The sequence below is a fragment of the Acinetobacter sp. YH12156 genome, assembly GCF_013418235.1.
Taxonomy (GTDB): domain Bacteria; phylum Pseudomonadota; class Gammaproteobacteria; order Pseudomonadales; family Moraxellaceae; genus Acinetobacter; species Acinetobacter pseudolwoffii.
The window spans coordinates 73,397-94,922 of sequence record NZ_VPCL01000006.1 but is presented as its reverse complement, the minus strand read 5'-3'; the positions used below and the strand labels follow the sequence as shown (position 1 = coordinate 94,922).

The window sequence follows — 21,526 nt, the reverse complement described above, 5'->3', positions numbered from 1 at the left end:
TTACGTTATGCCGCCAAGAAGGGCGCTCAAACTTAATTGTGACCGTCACGCAATACCTAATGTTTGAGGTTAAGTACATCTTGTCGAGGCTTTATCTGTATTTTTTGAATGTGCCTCAATCGTAATCAAGGCACATTCTCCCCATCATCGCTAACTTTATTCTGGTAGTTTAAAGTCAGCTACAGATTCACGTAATGCATCGGCCATATTTGCCAGTTCAGATACCGAACGTGCTGTATCGAAGGTGGCACTGGTGGTTTGCGAAGTAATTTCCTGTACGACATTCATCGTGGTCGCAATATGACCTGCAGATGCAGACTGCAGTTTCGCTGCATCGGAAATGTTCGCAATCAGTTTCGCCAGGTTATTCGATACTGTTTGAATCTCATCCAGTGCCACACCGGCATCTTTAGACAAGTTCGCACCACGTACAACCTCGGCTGTAGTTTGCTCCATCGAAATAACCGCTTCGTTGGTATCGGTCTGAATGGTTTTTACCAGGCCTTCAATCTGCTTGGTTGCAGACGCAGAACGCTCTGCAAGACGCTGTACTTCATCGGCTACAACTGCGAAACCACGACCGGCTTCACCCGCCATCGACGCCTGAATGGCTGCGTTCAATGCCAAAATGTTGGTTTGGTCGGCAATATCGTTAATCAAGGCAACGATGTTACCAATTTCCTGAGAAGATTCACCCAGACGTTTAATACGTTTTGAGGTTTCCTGAATCTGTTCACGAATCGTGTCCATCCCCTCAATCGAGCGTTGTACGACATCCGCACCATTTGCAGCAATTTGTACCGAACGGTCTGCTACCACAGCAGATTCATCGGCGTTGGCAGATACCTGATCAATCGACATGGCCATTTCGTTAATTGCCGCAGAAGCACCGGCAATTTCCTGAGCCTGATGTTCAGAAGCTTCAGCCAACTGGTTGGTAATGCCCTGTGTGGTTGCGGTATATTGCGCAACTTCTTGTGAAGTTTCAGTAATACGCGATACCAGGTCACGTAACTGGTCGATTGCAAAGTTAATCGAGTCGGCAATCGCACCGGTAAAGTCTTCCGATACTGTTGCGTATGAACGTAAATCACCATCTGCAAGATCGGCGATTTCATCCAGTAAACGTAAAATCGCATTCTGGTTACGGTCATATTCTTCTTGTAAACGGCCTACACGCTGCTTATCCGATACACCACGTAAAGAAAGCAATTTGAATACACAAAGCAAGAAACCAAGTAACAAGGCAATCAACAGGATGGCTGGAATAACGGTTTTAAGACCTGAGTTACCTGATAATTTGTTCAGGTTATCTAAAAGCACATCAGACTGGGCAAAAATAGATGCAGCGGCCTGACGAACTTTTACAATTTCAGTCGAGTTCTTCAGAATAATTGCTGATGCTGATTCGAGTACTTCATCATATTCAGCCTTAATACCTTCTAGAGATTCACGCATTGCTGGATCAGCAATACGCTGTACGCCCAGTTCAACAGAACCATTCAATTGTGCATTTAAATAAGAGCCGAAAGTTTCGGTATCGGCACTAAAGTCATCCGCCGATTCACGAGAGCCATCACTACCCGTCAATACCAGACTGATTGAACGTAAAATACGTTCTGCAATAAATACCTGGTTCTTGGCAATCACCACCTGGCTCGATGGCATATCTTGACGCGCCATCTGGTCAACCATCAAGTTATATTCCGCCTGAATCCCGGGAATTGCTTCACCAATGGCAATGTTGGTGTCGTATAACTGGTTAATGATTTTTTGTTGCGAAGTAATCAGATCAATACCGCTAGAAACTTCTGTCCACTGTTTATCAACAGCTTGTAGCGCCTCATTATCTGAATGAATATTTTTAACTGTTTCAAGGTTCTCAGCAAAAGATTTTTGCGAGTCAGTTAGGTTTTTCATTGCCTCCGGTGTACCCGAAGCGGTTGCTTCAGTTGCTTGGCGCGAAATCGTTTGCGAGAGGAGACGTAAATCACCCAGACTTTGAGTGAGTTCGTTGCTACGTGGCACACTATAAAAAAGATATAATAAAGTGATCAGTGCGGCTAAAAGACAGCCTGCTGCCCCATAGATCAGCGGTTTTGACTTTTCACTATCACCAAATACACGTGATAATTGATCTATTTGCGATTGAATCTTAGTGAAAAAAGCATTACCGCCTTTGCGGCCAGTGCTTTCACCTGTATTTTTCTTTTTAAGTTTAAAGCCCATGCAGCCTCTCCCCGGTTGACGCCTTGATCACTTTCGTGCGCGACATTTAATTTATAAATTTTATAGATGCGTTCATAAAATTTGGATTTTGCAACAGACGACTGAATAAGAACACATGCCACTGCTGGTTGTGCTGATGAAAAAATCCTTGACAGTATTCTTGTAAGTTTTCATCTAATTCAGATTTCTTCGAAAAGAAACTTTTCTTATTGAAATGTTGTATACCCAAAACTTGATCTACGACCAAACCGACATACTGGTCATTATGGTTGATGCACAATACTTTTTGAGTCGGTGAAAACTGACTGCTATGCCCTGATACGTATTGAGTGAGATCAGAAACGGATAACAGTCTTCCCCGGATATTCGCCAGACCCAACACCCATGCTTGTGTCTTGGGTACCGGCGTATATTTTGGGGGATAAATCACTTCTGATACTTCCCCCAGCGGAGCAACAAAATATTGCCCCATCATCTCAAAAGCAATGCCCGACCATCGGTTCACTTCATTGTCATTGGAAACGTAGTTTTTATTTCCCCGTTTCGCAATGCGAAGCAATTCGATAAATCCATTTGCTGCCATAGAGCTTATCCTGCATTGAGGTGTTGCTTAATTACTTCTATTAATTGTTTTTCATCTACTGGTTTTGTTAGATAGTCTGCTGCACCCTGACGCTTGCCCCACACGCGGTCAGTGGCCTGATCTTTGGTACTGACAATCACAATTGGAATGTGTTTGGTGGTCGCCCCACGCGCAATCTGACGGGTCGCTTGGAATCCGTTTACGCCCGGCATCACAACGTCCATCAGGACCAGATCAGGCAATTCAGCCTGTGCCATGGTGACGCCATCGGCCCCATTGGCTGCTTCAATCACCTCAAAGCCATGTTTAGAAAGAATTTCTCTAAAGCGAAAAGTTTCTGTCGGTGAGTCATCCACAATTAGGATACGTGCCATGCCAATTCCCCAAAAAAATCAAATATTAAGCACTAATATGGTTACGGATTGCGTTCAGCAATTCATCTTTACTAAAAGGTTTGGTCAGGTATTCATCTGAACCCACAACACGACCTTTGGCCTGATCAAATAAACCATCTTTACTTGATAGCATAATCACAGGAATATTCTGGTAATTCTGAGAATTTTTAATTAACGCGCAAGTTTGATAGCCATCTAGACGCGGCATCATGATGTCTACAAACACGATATCTGGATTTGCTTCGGCAATTTTTGACAAAGCTTCAAATCCGTCGACGGCAGTAATCACTTCATAACCTTCGCGCTGAAGAAGAGTTTCCGCGGTACGACGAATGGTCTTTGAGTCATCAATAACCATAACTTTTAGATTTTGGAATTTATCGTCCATTTGTTTAACCCTTCCCATTTTAGAAACTATTATGCCATAAGGCTCATAGGATTATTTTATTACGATCGATAAACATTTTTAACATAAAGTCACTTGTATTATCAATGAACATTTTCTACACAAGTAGACAAAATCAGTTATTTTTAACAACAGCTTCACATTTTACCCACGCCGATGTTTTTTTTTTGACTAACGGTAGTTTTTAATTCGTAAATTTAAGTCTAATATAACAAGATTATTACTTTAAAATAAGTAATTTAGTCAACTTTAAATTTAGGGAGCCAATGATGGGTCAGTTTTCAGAAAAACTTGCTGTCATTGATAAAAATAAAATGACTGGTCAATTCATTGTTGCTGTGCTGTTACTATTACAGGTGACCTTAGTTTGTGCCAACAATAACCAAATCCAGCAAAAGGCCACTTGGTACCGCTATTACGATAGTAAAGGCGTGGCCAATATCAGCACTAATGTGACGCCCAATCATATCCGTTACGGTTATGAAGCGCTTGACCAGAATATGCAGGTCATTAAACGTGCTCGTCCTTATAATGCCGAAGCCGATATCAGACAGGCTCCCCAACGTGCTCAACAGGCCAAGCGGATCGCTGAAGACAATAGACTGAAGCGAGCGTACAATAATAGTCAGACCGCCTTACAGAAAAAAAATGACAGTCTGCTACAGTTGAAAAAGCAAATTGATTTTCAGCAAGAACAAATGAAGCAATTGCAAAAAGATCGAGTGATGTTTGTACGCCAAGAACGTGAATATTTACGTAAAGGTAAGGCTCCACCGGCACACCTGAAAACCACACTTGAGAATAATCATAAAAATCTCATTTCCCAAAAAGAAAATATTCAATCTTTACAAAGTCGCTATCGAAATCTGGAAGCAGAATACGACAAAATTATCGCCCGTTTAAAAGCACTTGAATAAATACAGATAGCTTGTGTTGGTTTTAAACCACAATAAGCTACAAGGACTCTTATGCAAACTGCACCACATGCTCATGGTTTAAATATGCCTTCTCCGCGCTCTCTCCTGATCATGAGTGCACTTTGCTTAAATATGTTGTTAGTGGCTTGTGATAAAAATGAACCCGTACAGCAAGCCGAAACACCCACATCCATTGAAGTCATTCCTCAAGACCTGATTGCAGTACAGTCCGGCAACTCAGTTCAAAAAACTGCGTTTACCGGCACGATTCGGGCTGTCAATCAAAGCAGTATTCAGGCGCAGGTGTCTGCCACCGCCACCAGTGTCAATGCCCAAGTCGGTCAGACCGTTTCCAAAGGTCAGGTGCTGGTACGGCTAAACAATCAGGACAATGCTGCCCGACTGGCACAGGCACGTGCCAATCTGGCCTCTACTCAAGCTCAGGCCAATCAGGCTCGAAACATGATGCAACGTAAAAAGCGTCTGCTCGATCAGGGCTTTATTTCAAAAGTAGAATATGAACAGAGTCAGGTCGATTATCAGGCACAGCTGGAAAATGTACGTGCCCAGCAAGCCAATGTCGATATTGCCGAGAAAGCAGATCGTGACGGAACCATGACCAGTCCGATCAGTGGCGTGATTACCCAGCGTCAGGTGGAACCTGGCCAAACCGTGGCGATTGGACAAACCCTGTTTGAAATTGTCGATCCTAAACAGCTGGAAATTCAGGCACGCGTGCCTAGTGACCTACAATCAAACTTAAGGCTAGGCAGTCAAGTCGAATACAGCATTCAAGGCAATCCCAATCGGCTCACTGCAGTGATGAGCCGGATTTCCCCGATCGCCGATCAGGCCAGTCGCCAGATCGAATTCTTTGCTACACCGAATGAAACGATTCCTTCTTTAAGTATCGGTTCCTTTGTAGAAGGCAATATTTTGAGTTCACGCCAAATCAGTGGGCAGATTATTCCCCTAGATACGCTGCAGGATATCCAGAACAAACCCTATGTCTGGGTGATTCGCCAGAATAAACTTATCAAGGTCAATGTGCAGGTACTGGAACAGCGCTATAACGACAATATTGCGGTGGTCAAAGGATTGGAAAGCACCGATCGGGTCAGCCGAATTAAATTTAGCGAAGCCGATCTACAAAAAACTGTCACACTTCGCTCGAACTAAAGCGCCTCACACAGGATCATTGACATGTGGTTTACCCGAATTAGTGTGAAGTATCCAGTTTTCACCATCATGATGATGTTCTGTCTGATGGTATTGGGACTGGCTTCCTGGCAGCGGATGGGCGTTGAAGAATTTCCCGATGTCGATTTTCCCTTTGTGGTGGTGTATACCAACTACCCGGGCGCTTCTCCAGAAACGGTCGAGTCAGAAATAACCAAGAAACTCGAAGATCAGATCAATACCATTTCTGGTTTAAAACAGGTGATTTCACAGTCCAGTGAAGGCCTGTCGATGATCACCACTGAGTTTAATCTGGACGTACCTTCTACCACGGCCGCTCAGGATGTACGGGATAAAATTGCCTCGGTAACTGCTGAATTTCGTGATGAAATTCAGGATCCGATTGTCGAACGTTATGATCCAACCGCCAATGCGGTCATGTCGATCGTATTTGAATCCAATAACATGGATATCAAAGCACTCAGTTCTTATCTGGATCAGCGGATTGTACCCCAACTGCGCACAGTTGCTGGCGTGGGAACGGTGAATTTACTCGGCGATGCACAGCGCCAGATCCGGATTCAGGTAGAACCACAAAAACTGCAAGCTTTTGGCCTTGGTGTAGACAGTGTCATCAATACCTTAAAGGCTGAAAATATTGAAGTTCCAGGCGGCACACTCAAATCTGGCAACTCGGAACTGGTGATTGAGATCAATTCTAAAGTGCTGCATCCCTTGGCCTTCGGCGATCTCATCATTGCCAATAAAAATGGCGTACCAATTTTCCTGAGACAAGTCGCAGAGATCCAAGACAGTCAGGCAGAACTAGAATCTGCTGCCTTTTTAAATGGCAAAACCGCAGTTGCGATTGATATCCTGCGTAGCTCGGACTCTAACGTGATTGAGGTGGTCGATAGAACTTACAAAACTTTAGAAAGTATTGAGACCCAGCTTCCTCAGGGGACGACCTTGCAAGTGGTGGTGGATTCTTCCAAAAGTATCCGTGGCACCATTGGCGATGTAGCCCGCACCATTATTGAAGGTGCGGTACTTGCCGTGCTGATTGTTCTGCTCTTCCTTGGTTCATTCCGCTCCACTGTGATTACCGGTTTAACTCTGCCGATTGCATTATTAGGTACTTTGACCTTCATCTGGGCCTTTGGCTTCAGTATCAACATGATGACCTTGCTGGCGTTATCCTTGAGTATTGGCCTGTTGATTGATGATGCGATTGTAGTGCGAGAAAATATTGTCCGGCATGCCGACATGGGCAAAGATCATGTGACTGCCGCACTGGATGGCACCAAAGAAATTGGTTTAGCTGTTCTGGCCACCACCCTGACCATTGTCGCCGTGTTTCTGCCGGTGGCCTTTATGGGCGGGATTATTGGTCGTTTCTTTTATCAGTTCGGGGTTACAGTTAGTGTGGCTGTGCTGATTTCGATGTTTGTTAGTTTTACTTTAGATCCGATGCTTTCTGCACATTGGGCCGAAAAGAAAAAAGATCCAAATAAAAGACCCGGACGGGTGAAACGTTTCTTTAGCTGGATTTCTGGCAAGCTGGACAATTTAAGCCATGTCTATGAAAAGCTGCTCAAACTGGCGCTGCGCTTCAGATTCATTACCTTAATGATTGCCGTAGCTTCATTATTTGGTGCCTTGGGATTATCGAAACTGATTGGCACCGAATTTGTACCGGTTCCTGACAAAGGCGAAATCCGCATTAAGTTTGAAACACCGGTAGATTCTTCGCTTGAATACTCACAAGCCAAACTGCAACAAGTCGATCAGATTATCCGTCAACACCCTGATGTTAAAGCAACTTATGGCGTAATTAATGGTGTAACTGACCGTGGTAAAAACCACGTCAGCCTGCGAGTGACCGTGACACCACGGATCGAACGCGAAAAAAGCCTGACCGAGCTCAACAATGAGTTTCGACAACGCCTGCAATCGGTTGCCGGGATCAGTATTACCTCGGTTGCATCTGCCGATGAAACCGTTTCGGGTGGTCAAAAGCCAATTATGATCTCGATCAAGGGCCCCGACCTGGATGAACTGCAAAAAATTTCCGATCGTTTTATGACAGAGATTGCCAAGATTGACGGTATTGTCGATTTGGAAACCTCACTGAAAGAACCCAAGCCAACACTCGGCGTGCAGATCAATCGTGTCTTGGCCAGTGATTTAGGATTATCCGTGAATCAGATTGCCAATGTGGTTCGTCCACTGATTGCCGGTGATGATGTCACCACCTGGCAGGATGAAAAAGGCGAAACTTATGATGTGAATTTGCGCCTGACGGAAGACCAGCGCAGCTTGCCACGTGATTTACAGAACATGTATATCACTTCAAATAAAACCGATGCCAATCATCAGCCGATTCTGATTCCACTTTCGAGTGTGGCCAAGTTTGAAGAAAAACTCGGTGCTTCACAAATTAACCGCCGTGATCTGGCACGTGAAGTTCTGATAGAAGCCAATACCGCTGGTCGTCCTACAGGAGATATCGGCACGGATATCAGCCGGCTACAAGCCAATTTTGATATGCCGCCAGGTTATAGTTTTGATACCCAAGGTTCAAATGCCGATATGGCAGAATCCGCAGGCTATGCCCTGACCGCCATCACCCTGTCGATTGTGTTTATCTACATTGTGCTGGGTTCACAGTTTAATAGCTTTATCCATCCTGCGGCGATTATGGCCTCCTTGCCATTATCCTTGATTGGTGTGTTCCTGGCGCTGTTCCTGTTTAATTCCACCATGAACCTGTTTTCGATTATCGGGATTATCATGCTGATGGGACTGGTGACCAAGAATGCGATTCTGCTGATCGACTTTATTAAAAAAGCCATGGATCGCGGTGAAGAGCGTTATGATGCGATTATTGCCGCGGGGAAAACCCGACTGCGTCCCATTTTAATGACCACCAGCGCCATGGTCATGGGTATGGTGCCCTTATCCTTAGGGCTGGGTGAAGGCGGTGAACAAAGTGCGCCGATGGCCCATGCCGTGATTGGCGGGGTGATCACCTCAACCCTGCTCACTTTGGTGGTTGTCCCCGTGATCTTTACCTACCTGGATGACTTTAAGAATTTTATGCTGCGTCAGATGCGTAAAATCATGGCATAATTTAATGCAACACAATGAGGTGACATTCCCAAATGCTCATCTCATTTTTTATTGTATAATCTCTGCTTTAACGCTTAATTTTTTAGGACAGTTTCCATGCGCGCGAGTCGCTTTTTATTTGCAACGTTAAGAGAAACCCCGAACGATGCTGAGGTTATTTCCCATCAGTTGATGCTTCGTGCCGGTATGATTCGTAAGTTGGCTTCAGGTCTGTACACCTGGTTGCCGATGGGCGTTCGCGTATTAAATAAAGTTGAAGCGATCGTTCGCGAAGAAATGGACAAGGTCGGTTCACTTCAGGTCTATATGCCGGTGACTCAACCTGCGTCTTTATGGGAAGAATCAGGTCGTTATGTACAATACGGTCCTGAACTGTTACGTTTCAATGACCGCCACGGTAACCCGTTTGTACTGGGTCCAACCCATGAAGAAGTCATCACTGATTTAGCACGCAATGAACTAAAAAGTTATAAGCAGCTCCCTGCCAACTTCTATCAGGTGCAAACCAAATTCCGTGACGAAATTCGTCCGCGTTTTGGGGTAATGCGTTCACGTGAATTCATCATGAAAGATGCCTACTCTTTCCATGCCAATCAGGAATCATTGCAACAAACCTACGACGACATGTATGCAGCCTACTGCAAAATCTTTACTCGTCTTGGTTTAGATTTCCGTCCGGTTCAAGCAGATACCGGTTCGATTGGTGGTTCAGGTTCACACGAATTCCATGTACTGGCTTCAAGCGGTGAAGATGATATCGCATTTTCGACCGAATCAGACTACGCCGCCAATATTGAAATGGCTGAAGCCGTTCTGGTCGGCGAACGTGCGGCACCAACTCAAGAACTTAAACTGGTTGATACGCCAAATCAAAAAACCATTGCGGATGTATCTGCCTTCTTGGGCACGGATCCAGCTCACTCAGTAAAAGCATTGCTTGTTCAAGGCATTGCAAAAGAGGATGGTTCTGTTCCTGTGGTTGCTTTATTCCTTCGTGGCGATCACGAACTGAATGAAATTAAAGCCGAGAAGCATGCACAAATTGCAGCTCCACTCACTTTTGCAACCGAAGAGCAAATCGCAGCACTTGGCTTGACAGCTGGTTTTGTAGGCCCACAAGGTCTGGTTGAAAAAGGTGTCATCGTCATTGTTGACCGTGCAGCATCAGTATTGTCTGACTTTGTTGCAGGTGCTAATACAGCTGACAAGCATGCAACCGGCATAAACTGGGAACGTGATGCACAGTTCACTGAAGTTTATGACTTGCGTAATGTAGTTGAAGGTGACCCTTCTCCAGATGGCAAAGGTACACTGCAAATCAAACGTGGTATCGAAGTGGGTCATATCTTCCAGTTGGGTCAGAAATACTCTGAAGCATTGGGCTGTAAAGTCTTGGGTGAAGATGGCAAACCATTCACTGTGACCATGGGTTGCTATGGTATTGGGGTAACACGTGTGGTTGCGTCTGCCATTGAACAAAACTTTGACGAGAAAGGCATTATTTGGCCAACTGCCATTGCCCCGTTTGAAGTGGCCATTGTACCGATGAATGCACATAAATCACCACGCACAGTAGAAGCAGCTGAAGCGCTTTATGCTGAACTCACTGCTGCGGGTTATGACGTAATTCTAGATGATCGTAACGAACGTCCAGGCGTTAAATTTTCTGACCTTGAGTTGACCGGTATTCCACATCGTATTGTGATTGGTGAAAAAGGCTTGGATGCAGGTACTTTTGAATATAAAGGTCGCCGTGATGCTGAATCTGTAAATATTTCCAAAGAAGAGTTATTGGCTAAAATCGCGAAATAATTTTGCTTTCTTAATAAAAAAATCCCGTCAAGTGCGGGATTTTTTATTCTTTTTAACTTAACAGAATTTATGTCCACCGAAGCAGTTCGGTTGAAAGTTCTGGCCTTTAAGCTCTAAATTTTTCAAAGGAAAATCAAGAAGTGCCGGGTTTTTAATTTCTTTCACATCTAAAGCTCCATCAAATACACAATTCAAAAGACTTCCACATGCTCTGGGTTTTGATGTTAAATCATGATTAATCCCTGCAATGGTTTGTGCTAATACCGCATTAGTAATATCCACACCTTTATTTGGACTAATATCACCAAGATTTACCTCATCCTCGATTGCCATCCACCAACCTTGATTAGCAGCAACGGCAGCACCCGGCCAAAGTATTTTTTGCGATTGTAATGATAAAGATGCTGGGTTATTCAAATACAATGCATGGATTAAGCCAAGATCTTGATCCACTGTAATATCTGTTCTAAGGCCTGTCATATAGCCTGTAATTTGTTTATCCAGTGTAAGCTCGAATAAATCCAGTGGCTTTAAAATGGCCTTTAATGGGCCACTAAAATCAATTCTGTCAACTGTACCAGTCCCCTTTAATTTAACTTCACTCATTCGTGTTCCTGAAACTATAGTGGCTGGAATCACAAATGGCGCATTGGTACTTGTTAAATTAAAAGTATAATCATTCGATTTATAATGAAGTTCCAGATCCTGCCCCAATATTGTTCCCGTAACAGCACCTTCAATATATTTATTGCCAGTTGATGCATAGGTCATTGTTCTTGGATTAGTTACAGCTGTTCCTTTGGCTTCTTTAGTCTTCATATATCCACTAAAACTATTAATACCATTTGGTGTGGCCGTATTTTCTGTACCCATAGTCAGTAGACCTGAAATCTTTTCTGCACTTAAACGGAAACCCAAAACTTCACGTGTAGATGCCTGATTTGGATTTTTTATAGCAAATTGAACAAAAGGATTAGTAATCAAGGCAGAGGTCGCAGCACGATCCATTCCATTTGCAGAATTACCACTTAAGGAAATATGATCAATATCAATATCACAACCAGTTGCACCATTAATTCCTCCACAACCAAGTTGCAGTTTTTTAATATTGGCATTAATTTCCATTTCAGCTTCTAGACCCAATTTATAAAATGAGATATTTCTCTGGTCATATGCCTCTCCCAAATTATCAACTTGGTTAAATCCGGCCTGAACCTCCATTGACAATAAAGCTTGTCCATTAATATTTGAAAGCTCCTGATCTTCTAATGAGGTTAATGCAGATACATGACCACTCAATCCCACCATCGCCGCAACTAGACTCTTTAATATTATTTTTTTCATTTTTCTCATCCTGAATTTAGCGTGGTGTGATTCCCAGCGTGCTACGAATAGTGCCACCAGTCAGTGCAATACTTGCCATGTTTTGCATATTGCCATTGGTCGCCATCGCAAAATTGGTTTTAAATGGTGTCGCGATATTATTTTCATAATTGAGTTTGACTTGATTATCCAACGTTACGGTATCAGCACTGACACGAACTTTCCCATTAACACCCAAATGACCTTCCATCCGGTTAAAGTTGATCGAAGAAACGTTTAATGCTCCTGTTGTTAAATCAATATCTTCATTGGAGATACTGAAGTAGCTACCCAGATTAGCTTTATCTGCACTTTCTTCTGATGTGAGTGGCCTAAATTTAAAGTTTGCATCAAATGACAAAAAGTTGGTATCTGGTGAACTTGCGGTTGGATCTACCCCAGGAATAATCAGAAGCTCACCATTTCCATCGAGCTTAAAGGCAATATTGGTCAGTACATCATCACGTTTAGAAAAGTTATCGTGAGGCACATAGCCTCCGCATTTACTGACTGATGCAGTGCTACAGTTATATTTAGATCCTGGTAATTGCCCCATTGCGAGCTCTGCTTTTGCTGCAATCAGTAATTTATCGGCACGAATATAAATCCCTTCATCTTCATAGCCAATAATCCCTTCAGATTTAATTAAAGCATCGATATTTCTAAAGCCTGCATAATAGTTAACAGCTTCACCCTGTACACCGTCCTGACCATCAATCAATATAATTGAAGTTGTACTTGGCAGACCGGTTTTCTTGTCGACCCCGTATCCTTCAGTAGAGGCCATGATGTTATAAGCAATTGCCTGCTTATTATCTGTTCCATAAGTTGTTCCAGACAATGCGACATTGGCATTTAAATTATAAATAGGAATACCAATCCCCCATGAACCGCCATCCCCACCAAGTTCTGTCAAGGAATTATCTGAAATAAAACGTGCTTTCGCAGCAATTGACTGAAAGTCCATTCCTCGTACTGCAATAAGAGCAAAATCCTCTCCATCTCCTGCTGTACTCAATGTCTGTTTCAGTACATCACTACTATGCCCCAAGGTTTTTCGCATATTTTCATTGATGATAAAATCGAGACTTTTAGCCGTAATAGTATTTATATAAATATCACCAAAATCGATATAGGCATTTTTACCATGTAAATTTCCATCAGCATTCCGTGTTGTCAGGGGCCTAATATTGGAGAATTGGACTGCATAGCTTCCATGGCCAGTATGACCAATTTCAAGCACGGTAGGTGCCATGTTGCTTGGGTGACCACTAGCAGCACCAGTAAAGTCGGCAGATAAGCCCAGATGCAACCCCCCTTCACCCACCAGATCGCTATATCCTGCTGCAGTTTTGTCTTGACGCTGTAAAACACCATTTAACTTGTTACTTACATCAAAAGTACCAATCTGGGTTTGACCGGCATTCATGGATAATCTGGCATTGGTCACCGCACCTGAAGCCCCAAGACGCATAATATTTTTACGTTCGTTATTTGGCGTGTTATAACGCAAGTCAATATTAACGCCAGGATTGGTGGGATTAACCCGGCCAACAGCAATATCAGTGGTATCTTCAACACGTTTCAAATCCACGTAATGGTCTTGATTGCCATTTCGGGTGGTGAGTACAACACCTTCATTGGGGTCAATGTACATATAGCCCTGACCCGCAAAATTAAAGTTAAAGTCATTTAAAATCAGGCTATTTTCACCTAGTTTATGACTAATGGTGGCATTTTTAAGTTGAAAGTCGATACTGGCAATTGCTTCTTTATTAAATAAACCTGCAGTAGTTTGTAATAGAACACTAAGCGGCGTAGAGGTACTAATCCCTAATGCACCTAGACTTTGACTAGATTGTACGCCAGCAGTCCGAATACTATTCGCAGACTGGCTACATGGATTGGTCGTACAGGCTGTCTTTACCAGTTTTAAATCTGCAGTGGCTTGAAATGGTGAAACACTTGCAGCAAGCCGAAGTCCTGCCCCTTGTGAAGTAGCACCTACATCTATTTCAAGTTGACTAATAATTGGCTTATTATCTTTTCCAATAATTTCAACATTATGTAGACCTAAACCCATTTTAGTACTGGCATCTGGATTGGGATCATACCAATTGACTTGAGCAATGTTGGCTTTAGAAATTTCATGAGTAATCACCATACCATCTTGTCCAGTGACTTCGCTCAATTCCTGCTCTTCAATGGTTTCAAGTGCATAAGCTTGCTGTATAAGACACATGCATACTGTTAGTAACTTCAACTTTATTGTTGTTTTTTTCATTTTTATATCCTTATGCTGTACTTGACGCTGCAATTAACAACGACTTTGTGCCCCACCTGTACAGTTATAACCAAATATTTTCAAATTACCGGACATATGCAGATTTCCATGAATATTCAATCCCATAAAACCTTTTTCAGCCCCCTTATCAAATGAAGGCACATCTTGTGTCGAGGTAGAAAAACCGCCTTCGGTATTATAGGTGCGTGCTGTATAAGTGTCATAAGCACCTGTATTGGCATAACCTTCTAGTGCACCACCCCCTGTACCCGTTTCAATCGACACTGTACTGAAACCCAAATTTCTGATTTTCAAAGGTTTGTCATCATAAAAGCTGACTTTCATCGCTGTTTGCGGTTCATTACGATGATTAATGATGGTTGTTCCATCGATAGAAAACTTGTCAATCTGAATCGTGCCCTGAATACCTTTAAATACTAACCATTTTTTATTCCCATTGGCATCGACATGATTATTTGGGGCTATTGCCAAACGGCAAAACTGTTTTGTTGCACCACATGTTGTCGGATCTAAAACATAAAATACTTCTAGTGGATTATCATTTCCATCAAGTCGAGAAATTGTATCTTTGGTTAAATCTGTGGCGTAAATATGATTTAAGGATAAAGTCCAGTTAAGGTCTGCTCCGCCCTGTCCTACTGTCTCAGTTAACTCTTGCTGATTAAGGACTTCCAATCCGGCTTGACTAAGCATAGAGGTACATATTAATGCGCAGAAGGTCAATAATTTGGACATTTTTATACTCCCTTACAGACCAGTTGTTCTAATTTTTAAATGCTGAATCAGCACGCCATCAATGACTGCAGACCCAAAATTCTTACTTATACCATCAGTACTCTTAAATACGACTCCCGTGGAGTTGGGGCTATCTTTGGCGCGCAGCAAATTTGTTCCTGGGATACGCTCTGTAGTCCCTATTGAAATACTACTGTGAGTGGCATTACGCCCTTGATAAAGCACGGTCGCATCTGAAGCATTATTTTTAATCGGCGTACCACAACTATAGACATTACAGGTTGAACCTTTTAAATCAGATTCTCCTAGTCCACCCCCATAATTCTGATAAATTTGATTATAGATAGCAGGAATATTTGGAATACGTGTCACTTCTAAAATAATATTATTGCCTTCTGAACCGACCACAAAAGGCTGATACATATTACCGAGCACCAGGTTAATATTTGGGCTATATAAATATAAACCCTCAGAATCATGAAATATGGGAGCAGCACTTCCGTTTAAGGCTGGGGTCGGGACATTACCATCAAGTGCATCTGTTTTTGCTGCGGTACTTAGACGAATACCTTTACTGTTAAGATTGCTATCGCTACTGCTTAGAGTTTCTGGCCGATCATTGGTATTTAAACGAACGATACTTGCCATTCCTAAAGTTTGATTATAGTCCTTATTATCCGATTCCAAGGTTTGGAATAACCGAACTTGCGAACCATTTAAACTGAGACCATTAGCAACAAATTGCGTTCTTAATCGGTAATTTGTATCAAGCCCTGAAGTTGGCCCACCTGTGACAGGATCGACAACATTGGAGGAATTAAGCTCACGTGCAAAAATATCACTCCAAAACCCCAGTTTAATATTGTTATCACTTTCATCTGGAGCAATCTTGGCAAGAGGCGCTTCTAGAGCAATATAACCTACATCTTTAGCAGCGTCCTTAAACTGTTTGACGTTTTCAGTTCCTGCCCGGAATAACCAAGGATTATCTGCAGATCCCCAGCTAAAACCCTGATTACTGTATCGCGTGCTCAGCGAGTCATCACTTTTTGATAATGCCAGGCCATAAATGAAAACATCTGCCTTGGTACGCAGGCTTCCAATATTGGCATTTTGTGCAGCAGCTTTTGCCATATTTATTGCATTTCGTACAACTTCATCATGCACGGTATTACTGGCTGTTGTTGCCTGTTCTTTCGCATAATCTGCAGCCAACTGATTTAGCATTTCAGTGGTCTTGGCTGCAAGCTGACTATCTACTGTATTTTTAATGACATTTGCACGAATATAGCTTGGAAACTGCTGTTTAAAACTTTGGTAAAAAGGTGAATTTGGAAGATTCGCTGCATAATTATTTCCGTATAACAATTCAATCATTTCCAGAGTATTTTTAAGTGCAGCTGCTTTCGACCGATCAGTTAACCATGGGGTAATTGACTCTTTTGTTGTACCATCATTTACAAAATTCAAGCCAGCTGAACTACCATTATAATAATCAGCATAACGCTGATCATAATACTGTTTCATAATTGGTGAATCGAGATATTGTTGGACTAGACTACCACGATAGCTAGCAGCATATTCAGCTGTAATTTCACTCGCTACGCGGGTACGATTGTCTGTAATATAAGCATCTCGGCTTGATGCATACGTATCTCCATATACATGGTTATAGATTCTCGCACGTTCAGCTAGATAAGCATTATGGTAAGTATTGCTATAAACTTTATCGTATAAACGCTCCCCTAGCTTTTCGTAATTCTCACCCGTCGGAATAATACGAATAAATCCTGTATCTGCTTGTCCGGGATTTTCAATACCTCTGGCATAACTGGAACCAGCAGAAATATCTTTAGGGCCTTGAAACACCATTTTAAAATCATCAAGTACGAGCGCAACCCCCTCACCCGTGGTGTCAGAAAGAGAAGAATCTGATAATTCCTGCATCGCATGTGCAGAAGGCAACAGGCTTAAGCCAATGGTCATCGCCAAATAACTTTTGCGAAATCTTAATATGTCTTTTATCTGAGTCATCCCGCTCTTTCCTTTTTATCCGATGCTCCGCATCTTTATGTTTCAGCTTCCCAGCCGCTACATTTTGTTTTTTATGATGCATTGCATCTTTTTTATGGTTATTCGGAATCTATTATGCTGATTTTTAATTTAGATGCCAAAGCCAATTAGGCGAAAAATCGCAGTTTCCGATGAATGAAAATCTCAAAAAAATAAACGGGACATATAGTCCCGTTATTCAATATCTTAAACTACTTAGGTCTTCGGCAAAGTAACGCCAGTTTGACCTTGATATTTTCCGCCACGATCTTTATATGAGGTTTCACACACTTCATCAGACTCAAAAAATAGCATTTGTGCGACGCCTTCCCCTGCATAAATACGCGCAGGAAGGTTGGTGGTATTCGAGAACTCTAAAGTTACATGACCTTCCCACTCTGGCTCAAGCGGAGTGACGTTGACAATGATACCGCAACGCGCATAAGTCGACTTGCCCAGGCAAACCGTCAGTACATTACGTGGAATACGGAAATACTCGATGGTACGGGCCAATGCAAATGAGTTCGGTGGAATAATACAAACATCCGATTCAATATCAATAAAGCTGCGTTCATCAAAGTTCTTCGGATCGACAATTGCAGAATGCACATTGGTAAATACTTTAAATTCCCGTGCACAACGCACGTCATAACCATAGCTCGATACGCCATACGAAATCAGCTTTTGACCATTTTCATCCAAACGTACCTGGTTTTCTGCATACGGTTCAATCATGCCGTGTTTTTCGCTCATTTCGCGAATCCAACGATCAGACTTAATTGCCATTGATATAATCCAAAAATCTTAAGAACAAGTTATTGCGACGTACTTTAACTGAAATTGCCCTCAATGAAAATAAGTGAAGTGCTTGCAGCCAAAGTGGATAAAAAATTGCTGATGGATATCAGCTTATAAACTTAAAAGTGCAGAATAGCTTAAAGGAATCGAAAAGCTCATTAACACCAGTGATGCGGTTTTTTGCAGGTTTTTTTGATTGAGCCAGCGACTGTTTTTTCTAGCCAGTATTGAGCCGAGGAAAGTCCAGAAGAATGCAATCGGAATCAGCAAAACCAGGAATACTAACATATGAGTCACATAGTGCTGACTGCTTTTCCAGACAATCACCGGAAAGATCGCTGAAGCAAATAAAAGTGCTTTAGGATTTAACAAGGTTGCCAGAAATAGTTCTCGTGCACGAATCGAGACATTTTCAAAATTTTCACTGAGTTCTGCCGTGCGCCATAATTTCACAGCCAGAAAAAGGATATAGCCGGCACTAAACAGCTTGAGAATGGTCGGCAAAAGCGGAAGATGAACGGAAATTTTTCCGATCAGAATGCCCCAAAAGCTAATGGCAATCAGATAGCCAAAGGCTTCAGCAGGAATTAAACGAAATGTTTTTTTAAATCCGACCTGTATGCCTGAAGATGCCAATAAGGTATTGGTTGGGCCTGGTGTTAAAAGAATGGTTGCCACTAAACCAATAAAAAACCATGAAATCATAGTTTGACCTCGCTCTAATCCGCGTAGCATAGAATAGTTCGGTCAATGCTGCAAAAAAATAATTGTAAGAGAACATATAATCAGAATTCACACTGAATTAAATCAATTTAATTCAATCACTTGAAACCATTTTGGGAACCAATACGCAACAGTCATTTCAGTCAATTTTCTTAATTTAAAGCTGTTTATTTCCGTGAATTATTAATAAAAAAGCCCTAACTTGAATTAGGGCTTAAATATGTGAACTCTCTATTTAATGGGTCAATTAGAAAATTCGGCTCTGATCTTTTTCGGCCTTAGGTAGCTGCGCTGCAATTTTTTCTGCAATCAGCATATAGCTTTCGGCTGCATCATCTCCGGCAATGACTGAAGGTGTGCCAGCATCGGCATTTTCACGAATTTCAGCATCTAAAGGTAAGCGACCCAATAATGGAATATGATATTGCTCAGACAGTTTATCTCCACCGCCTGTGCCAAAAATCTGTTCTTCAAAACCACAATTTGAACAGATATGGGTCGACATATTTTCAATCACGCCCATGATCGGAATTTGCACACGGTTAAACAGTTCAATGCCTTTGGTCGCATCGAGTAGGGCCACGTTTTGTGGTGTAGTGACAATCACTGCCCCGGTTACCGGAATGCGCTGTGCCAACGTCAACTGGATATCCCCTGTACCGGGTGGCATATCAATCATCAGAACATCAAGATCTGGCCATAAGGTCTGGTTAAATAATTGCATCAATGCACCGGTGGCTTTCGGTCCACGCCAAGCCACTGGAGTATTGTGATCACCAGTTAAATGGCCAATCGATAACACTGCCATTCCATAGGCTTCGATAGGGACAAACTGTTCCGCTTCGATCATCGGCGTTTTGCCCGCATTACCGAGCATGGTCGGAATACTCGGACCATAAATATCGGCATCCAGCACACCGACCTTTAAGCCTAATTTTTGCAGAGCCAGTGCCAGATTCACTGTAGTCGTCGATTTACCTACACCGCCCTTGCCGGATGACACCAGAATCACATTTTGAATACGTGGATGTTTTGGTACATCACGTTGCTGAGGTGCAGCTTTTTGAATCGGTGGATTATTGGGATCAGCTTCTTCTTGTTTTGCAGGCTGGGCGGAGGCATCCACCACAGGGGGAAGATTGGGTTTTGCTTCTGCTTTAGGCTGACTGGAACAGCTTTCACCTTTGGCATGCTTATGCCCGCAGCCATCCGATTTATGACTTTTAGGCCCAGTTTTTTGCTGAATCACATGCATATTCAGTTCTTGAATACCACATTTTTGCAAAGCTTGCGCCAGTTCATCATGGATTTGTTGCAGATCTTGTTTTTCTTCAGGATAAGTATTTAAGGTGATTTGTAGGATCTCAGCTTGAACATTGACCTGAGTAATACGCTGTTTGAGCGGATCATTTGAATTTGGTAACAGATAGTTTTGCAATACTTTTTGCACAGCTTCTTCGTTCACCTCCTGCGAAGGTGAAAAGACCGATTTGAGCGAAGAAAGCCACGACATAGGTTACTCCAAAACTATAGATAGATATCCGAATGGCATAGTTTAACGGGGTTTTCGCTTAAGGTTAAGCACTCTGCCGAGAAGATCGAGGAGATATCTGCAATTTCCAACCATTTTACTTGGTTTTGTTGGATTGTAGCGGATAGGCATGCTAAAAGTGAATCAATCAAAGTAAAGCCAACTGGATTCTTTTTGATGTGAAAAGAATTTTTATTGATTTTAGGTGTAGCAAGCCACTTTAACCTTCTTTGATTAAAGTGGCTCTACAATAATCACAGTCTATTTATGATTTTTATTATTTTCAGACTTGTGCTGCTGATCCTTGGCATTTTTATCCTGATCTTCTTTAGATTCACTCTTGTCAGACTGACCTGATTTCGATTCTGAATTTTGAGCTTTGGCATCTTTTTGCTGATCAGAATCATTGCCCTGAGATTGATTTTCTTTCATTTTATTCATGCTATCAGCCGCCATCTGTTTCAGCTCACCCAGCTTGGTAGAGGCTTCACTGACTAACTCAGTAATCTTCTGTTTTGTATCTTCAAACTTATGTACAGCCTCATCTTTTAAATTGGCCATGCTTGCCTGTTGATCGGTCTGAGCTTCTTTAGCATTTTGTTTATCTGACTGATTCGATGATTTATCTTCAGTGCTATGATCAGCTTTTGCCTTTTTTGCGTCATCTGAACCTTGATCATCATTTTTCTGACCGTTGGACTTGCCATGTTTTAGCTCATTCAGAAGTTTTTCGCCTTTTTGTAATAGCTCCTCACCAATCGCAATGGCCTTCGCTTTTAAATCATCCATCTTAAAGCTTTCAGTTTTGTTATCTGATTGCTCATTTTTCGAATTATCTTTTTGATCAGATGGCTGCTCTTTAGAGGCTTCATCCTTCGATTCCGAGTCAGCGCCTGTATCTTTAGAGTTTTGTTTGCTATCAGAATTCTCATCAGTCTGGTGTGGCTTTGTATCTTGTGTATCATGCGACTGATTGTGCTTCTGGTCATTCTGGTTTTGCTTTTGCTCTTCTTTGGCTTTCTGATTTAATTGTTTCTCATGTTGTTCTTTGTCTTGATTTTGCTTTGAACTATTACTCTGGTTCTGCTGAGTCATGAGGTACCCTCCTTAGGCATATCATATAAACAATCGGCCATTTTTTAGCACAAAGCGTGGGGGCAAATCGGGCGCAGTAAGCAAACTGCAACAAAGCCTGTACATGTTGTTGCTATTGTTTGCAGTCTGTAGCATGAGCTGCGCCCAATCAGTATTGCAAAGTCAATAATCCAACTCTTTTGGATTCTGGCGATTCAAGTCCATCGATTACTTGGGGTTTCGACAAAGTCTGGCTTGGTAAACCTGTCAGCACATTTTCTTTGGCTTCTCAT

16 protein-coding genes are annotated in these 21,526 nt (G+C 42.3%); 4 read left to right on the top strand and 12 right to left on the bottom strand.

Annotation, left to right across the window (positions count from 1 at the left end; translation table 11 throughout):
• Positions 1 to 156: 156 nt before the first annotated feature.
• From FTU87_RS07740 to pilG, 4 genes are read right to left on the bottom strand one after another with little or no spacing between them, the layout of a single operon-like run.
• Positions 157 to 2,229 carry a methyl-accepting chemotaxis protein gene (locus tag FTU87_RS07740; protein WP_005097845.1) on the bottom strand — a complete coding sequence of 691 codons (2,073 nt, stop codon included), beginning with the start codon at positions 2,227 to 2,229 and terminating at the stop codon, positions 157 to 159.
• 46 nt (positions 2,230 to 2,275) lie between these two features.
• Positions 2,276 to 2,812, bottom strand: coding sequence for a chemotaxis protein CheW (locus tag FTU87_RS07735; RefSeq protein ID WP_005097846.1), 537 nt, complete (start codon positions 2,810 to 2,812; stop codon positions 2,276 to 2,278).
• A gap of 5 nt (positions 2,813 to 2,817) precedes the next feature.
• On the bottom strand, positions 2,818 to 3,186 hold the full coding sequence (locus FTU87_RS07730; RefSeq protein WP_005097847.1) for a response regulator: 369 nt from the start codon (positions 3,184 to 3,186) through the stop codon (positions 2,818 to 2,820).
• 25 nt (positions 3,187 to 3,211) lie between these two features.
• Complete coding sequence (gene pilG, locus FTU87_RS07725) at positions 3,212 to 3,595, bottom strand: twitching motility response regulator PilG (RefSeq protein ID WP_005097851.1); 384 nt, start codon at positions 3,593 to 3,595, stop codon at positions 3,212 to 3,214.
• Between the two features lie 287 nt (positions 3,596 to 3,882).
• Here pilG and FTU87_RS07720 point away from each other — a divergent pair, with 287 nt between their 5' ends.
• From FTU87_RS07720 to FTU87_RS07705, 4 genes are all read left to right on the top strand, one after another.
• Entirely contained in the window at positions 3,883 to 4,530 is a 648-nt protein-coding gene (locus FTU87_RS07720) for a hypothetical protein (protein ID WP_180096939.1), read from the top strand.
• Positions 4,531 to 4,581: 51 nt separating this feature from the next.
• Complete coding sequence (locus FTU87_RS07715; protein ID WP_179999751.1) at positions 4,582 to 5,709, top strand: efflux RND transporter periplasmic adaptor subunit; 1,128 nt, start codon at positions 4,582 to 4,584, stop codon at positions 5,707 to 5,709.
• Positions 5,710 to 5,733: 24 nt separating this feature from the next.
• Positions 5,734 to 8,841: an efflux RND transporter permease subunit gene (locus FTU87_RS07710; protein WP_005169687.1), complete on the top strand. Its 3,108-nt coding sequence runs from the start codon at positions 5,734 to 5,736 to the stop codon at positions 8,839 to 8,841.
• 96 nt (positions 8,842 to 8,937) lie between these two features.
• Positions 8,938 to 10,653: a proline--tRNA ligase gene (locus tag FTU87_RS07705; RefSeq protein WP_180096938.1), complete on the top strand. Its 1,716-nt coding sequence runs from the start codon at positions 8,938 to 8,940 to the stop codon at positions 10,651 to 10,653.
• A 57-nt stretch (positions 10,654 to 10,710) separates the two neighbouring features.
• On the opposite strand, the gene FTU87_RS07700 is transcribed toward FTU87_RS07705, so the two are convergent.
• The 8 genes from FTU87_RS07700 to FTU87_RS07665 form a co-directional block, all read right to left on the bottom strand.
• The gene (locus FTU87_RS07700) at positions 10,711 to 11,997 is read right to left on the bottom strand and encodes a hypothetical protein (RefSeq protein WP_159516130.1); all 1,287 of its coding nucleotides are present in this window, start codon (positions 11,995 to 11,997) and stop codon (positions 10,711 to 10,713) included.
• A 16-nt stretch (positions 11,998 to 12,013) separates the two neighbouring features.
• Positions 12,014 to 14,299 carry a DUF6160 family protein gene (locus tag FTU87_RS07695; protein ID WP_180096937.1) on the bottom strand — a complete coding sequence of 762 codons (2,286 nt, stop codon included), beginning with the start codon at positions 14,297 to 14,299 and terminating at the stop codon, positions 12,014 to 12,016.
• Between the two features lie 33 nt (positions 14,300 to 14,332).
• Entirely contained in the window at positions 14,333 to 15,055 is a 723-nt protein-coding gene (locus FTU87_RS07690) for a hypothetical protein (protein ID WP_074383441.1), read from the bottom strand.
• A 12-nt stretch (positions 15,056 to 15,067) separates the two neighbouring features.
• A complete protein-coding gene (locus tag FTU87_RS07685; RefSeq protein WP_180096936.1) occupies positions 15,068 to 17,089 on the bottom strand; it encodes a hypothetical protein in 2,022 nt (673 codons plus the stop codon).
• Between the two features lie 234 nt (positions 17,090 to 17,323).
• Positions 17,324 to 17,893 (bottom strand): dCTP deaminase, encoded by a 570-nt coding sequence (gene dcd, locus FTU87_RS07680; RefSeq protein ID WP_004280726.1) that lies wholly within the window; start codon positions 17,891 to 17,893, stop codon positions 17,324 to 17,326.
• A gap of 123 nt (positions 17,894 to 18,016) precedes the next feature.
• On the bottom strand, positions 18,017 to 18,610 hold the full coding sequence (locus FTU87_RS07675; protein WP_100329137.1) for a LysE family translocator: 594 nt from the start codon (positions 18,608 to 18,610) through the stop codon (positions 18,017 to 18,019).
• A gap of 265 nt (positions 18,611 to 18,875) precedes the next feature.
• Positions 18,876 to 20,141, bottom strand: coding sequence for an iron-sulfur cluster carrier protein ApbC (gene apbC / locus FTU87_RS07670; protein ID WP_074383443.1), 1,266 nt, complete (start codon positions 20,139 to 20,141; stop codon positions 18,876 to 18,878).
• Between the two features lie 279 nt (positions 20,142 to 20,420).
• Entirely contained in the window at positions 20,421 to 21,254 is an 834-nt protein-coding gene (locus FTU87_RS07665; RefSeq protein ID WP_005097864.1) for a hypothetical protein, read from the bottom strand.
• Positions 21,255 to 21,526: the final 272 nt, after the last annotated feature.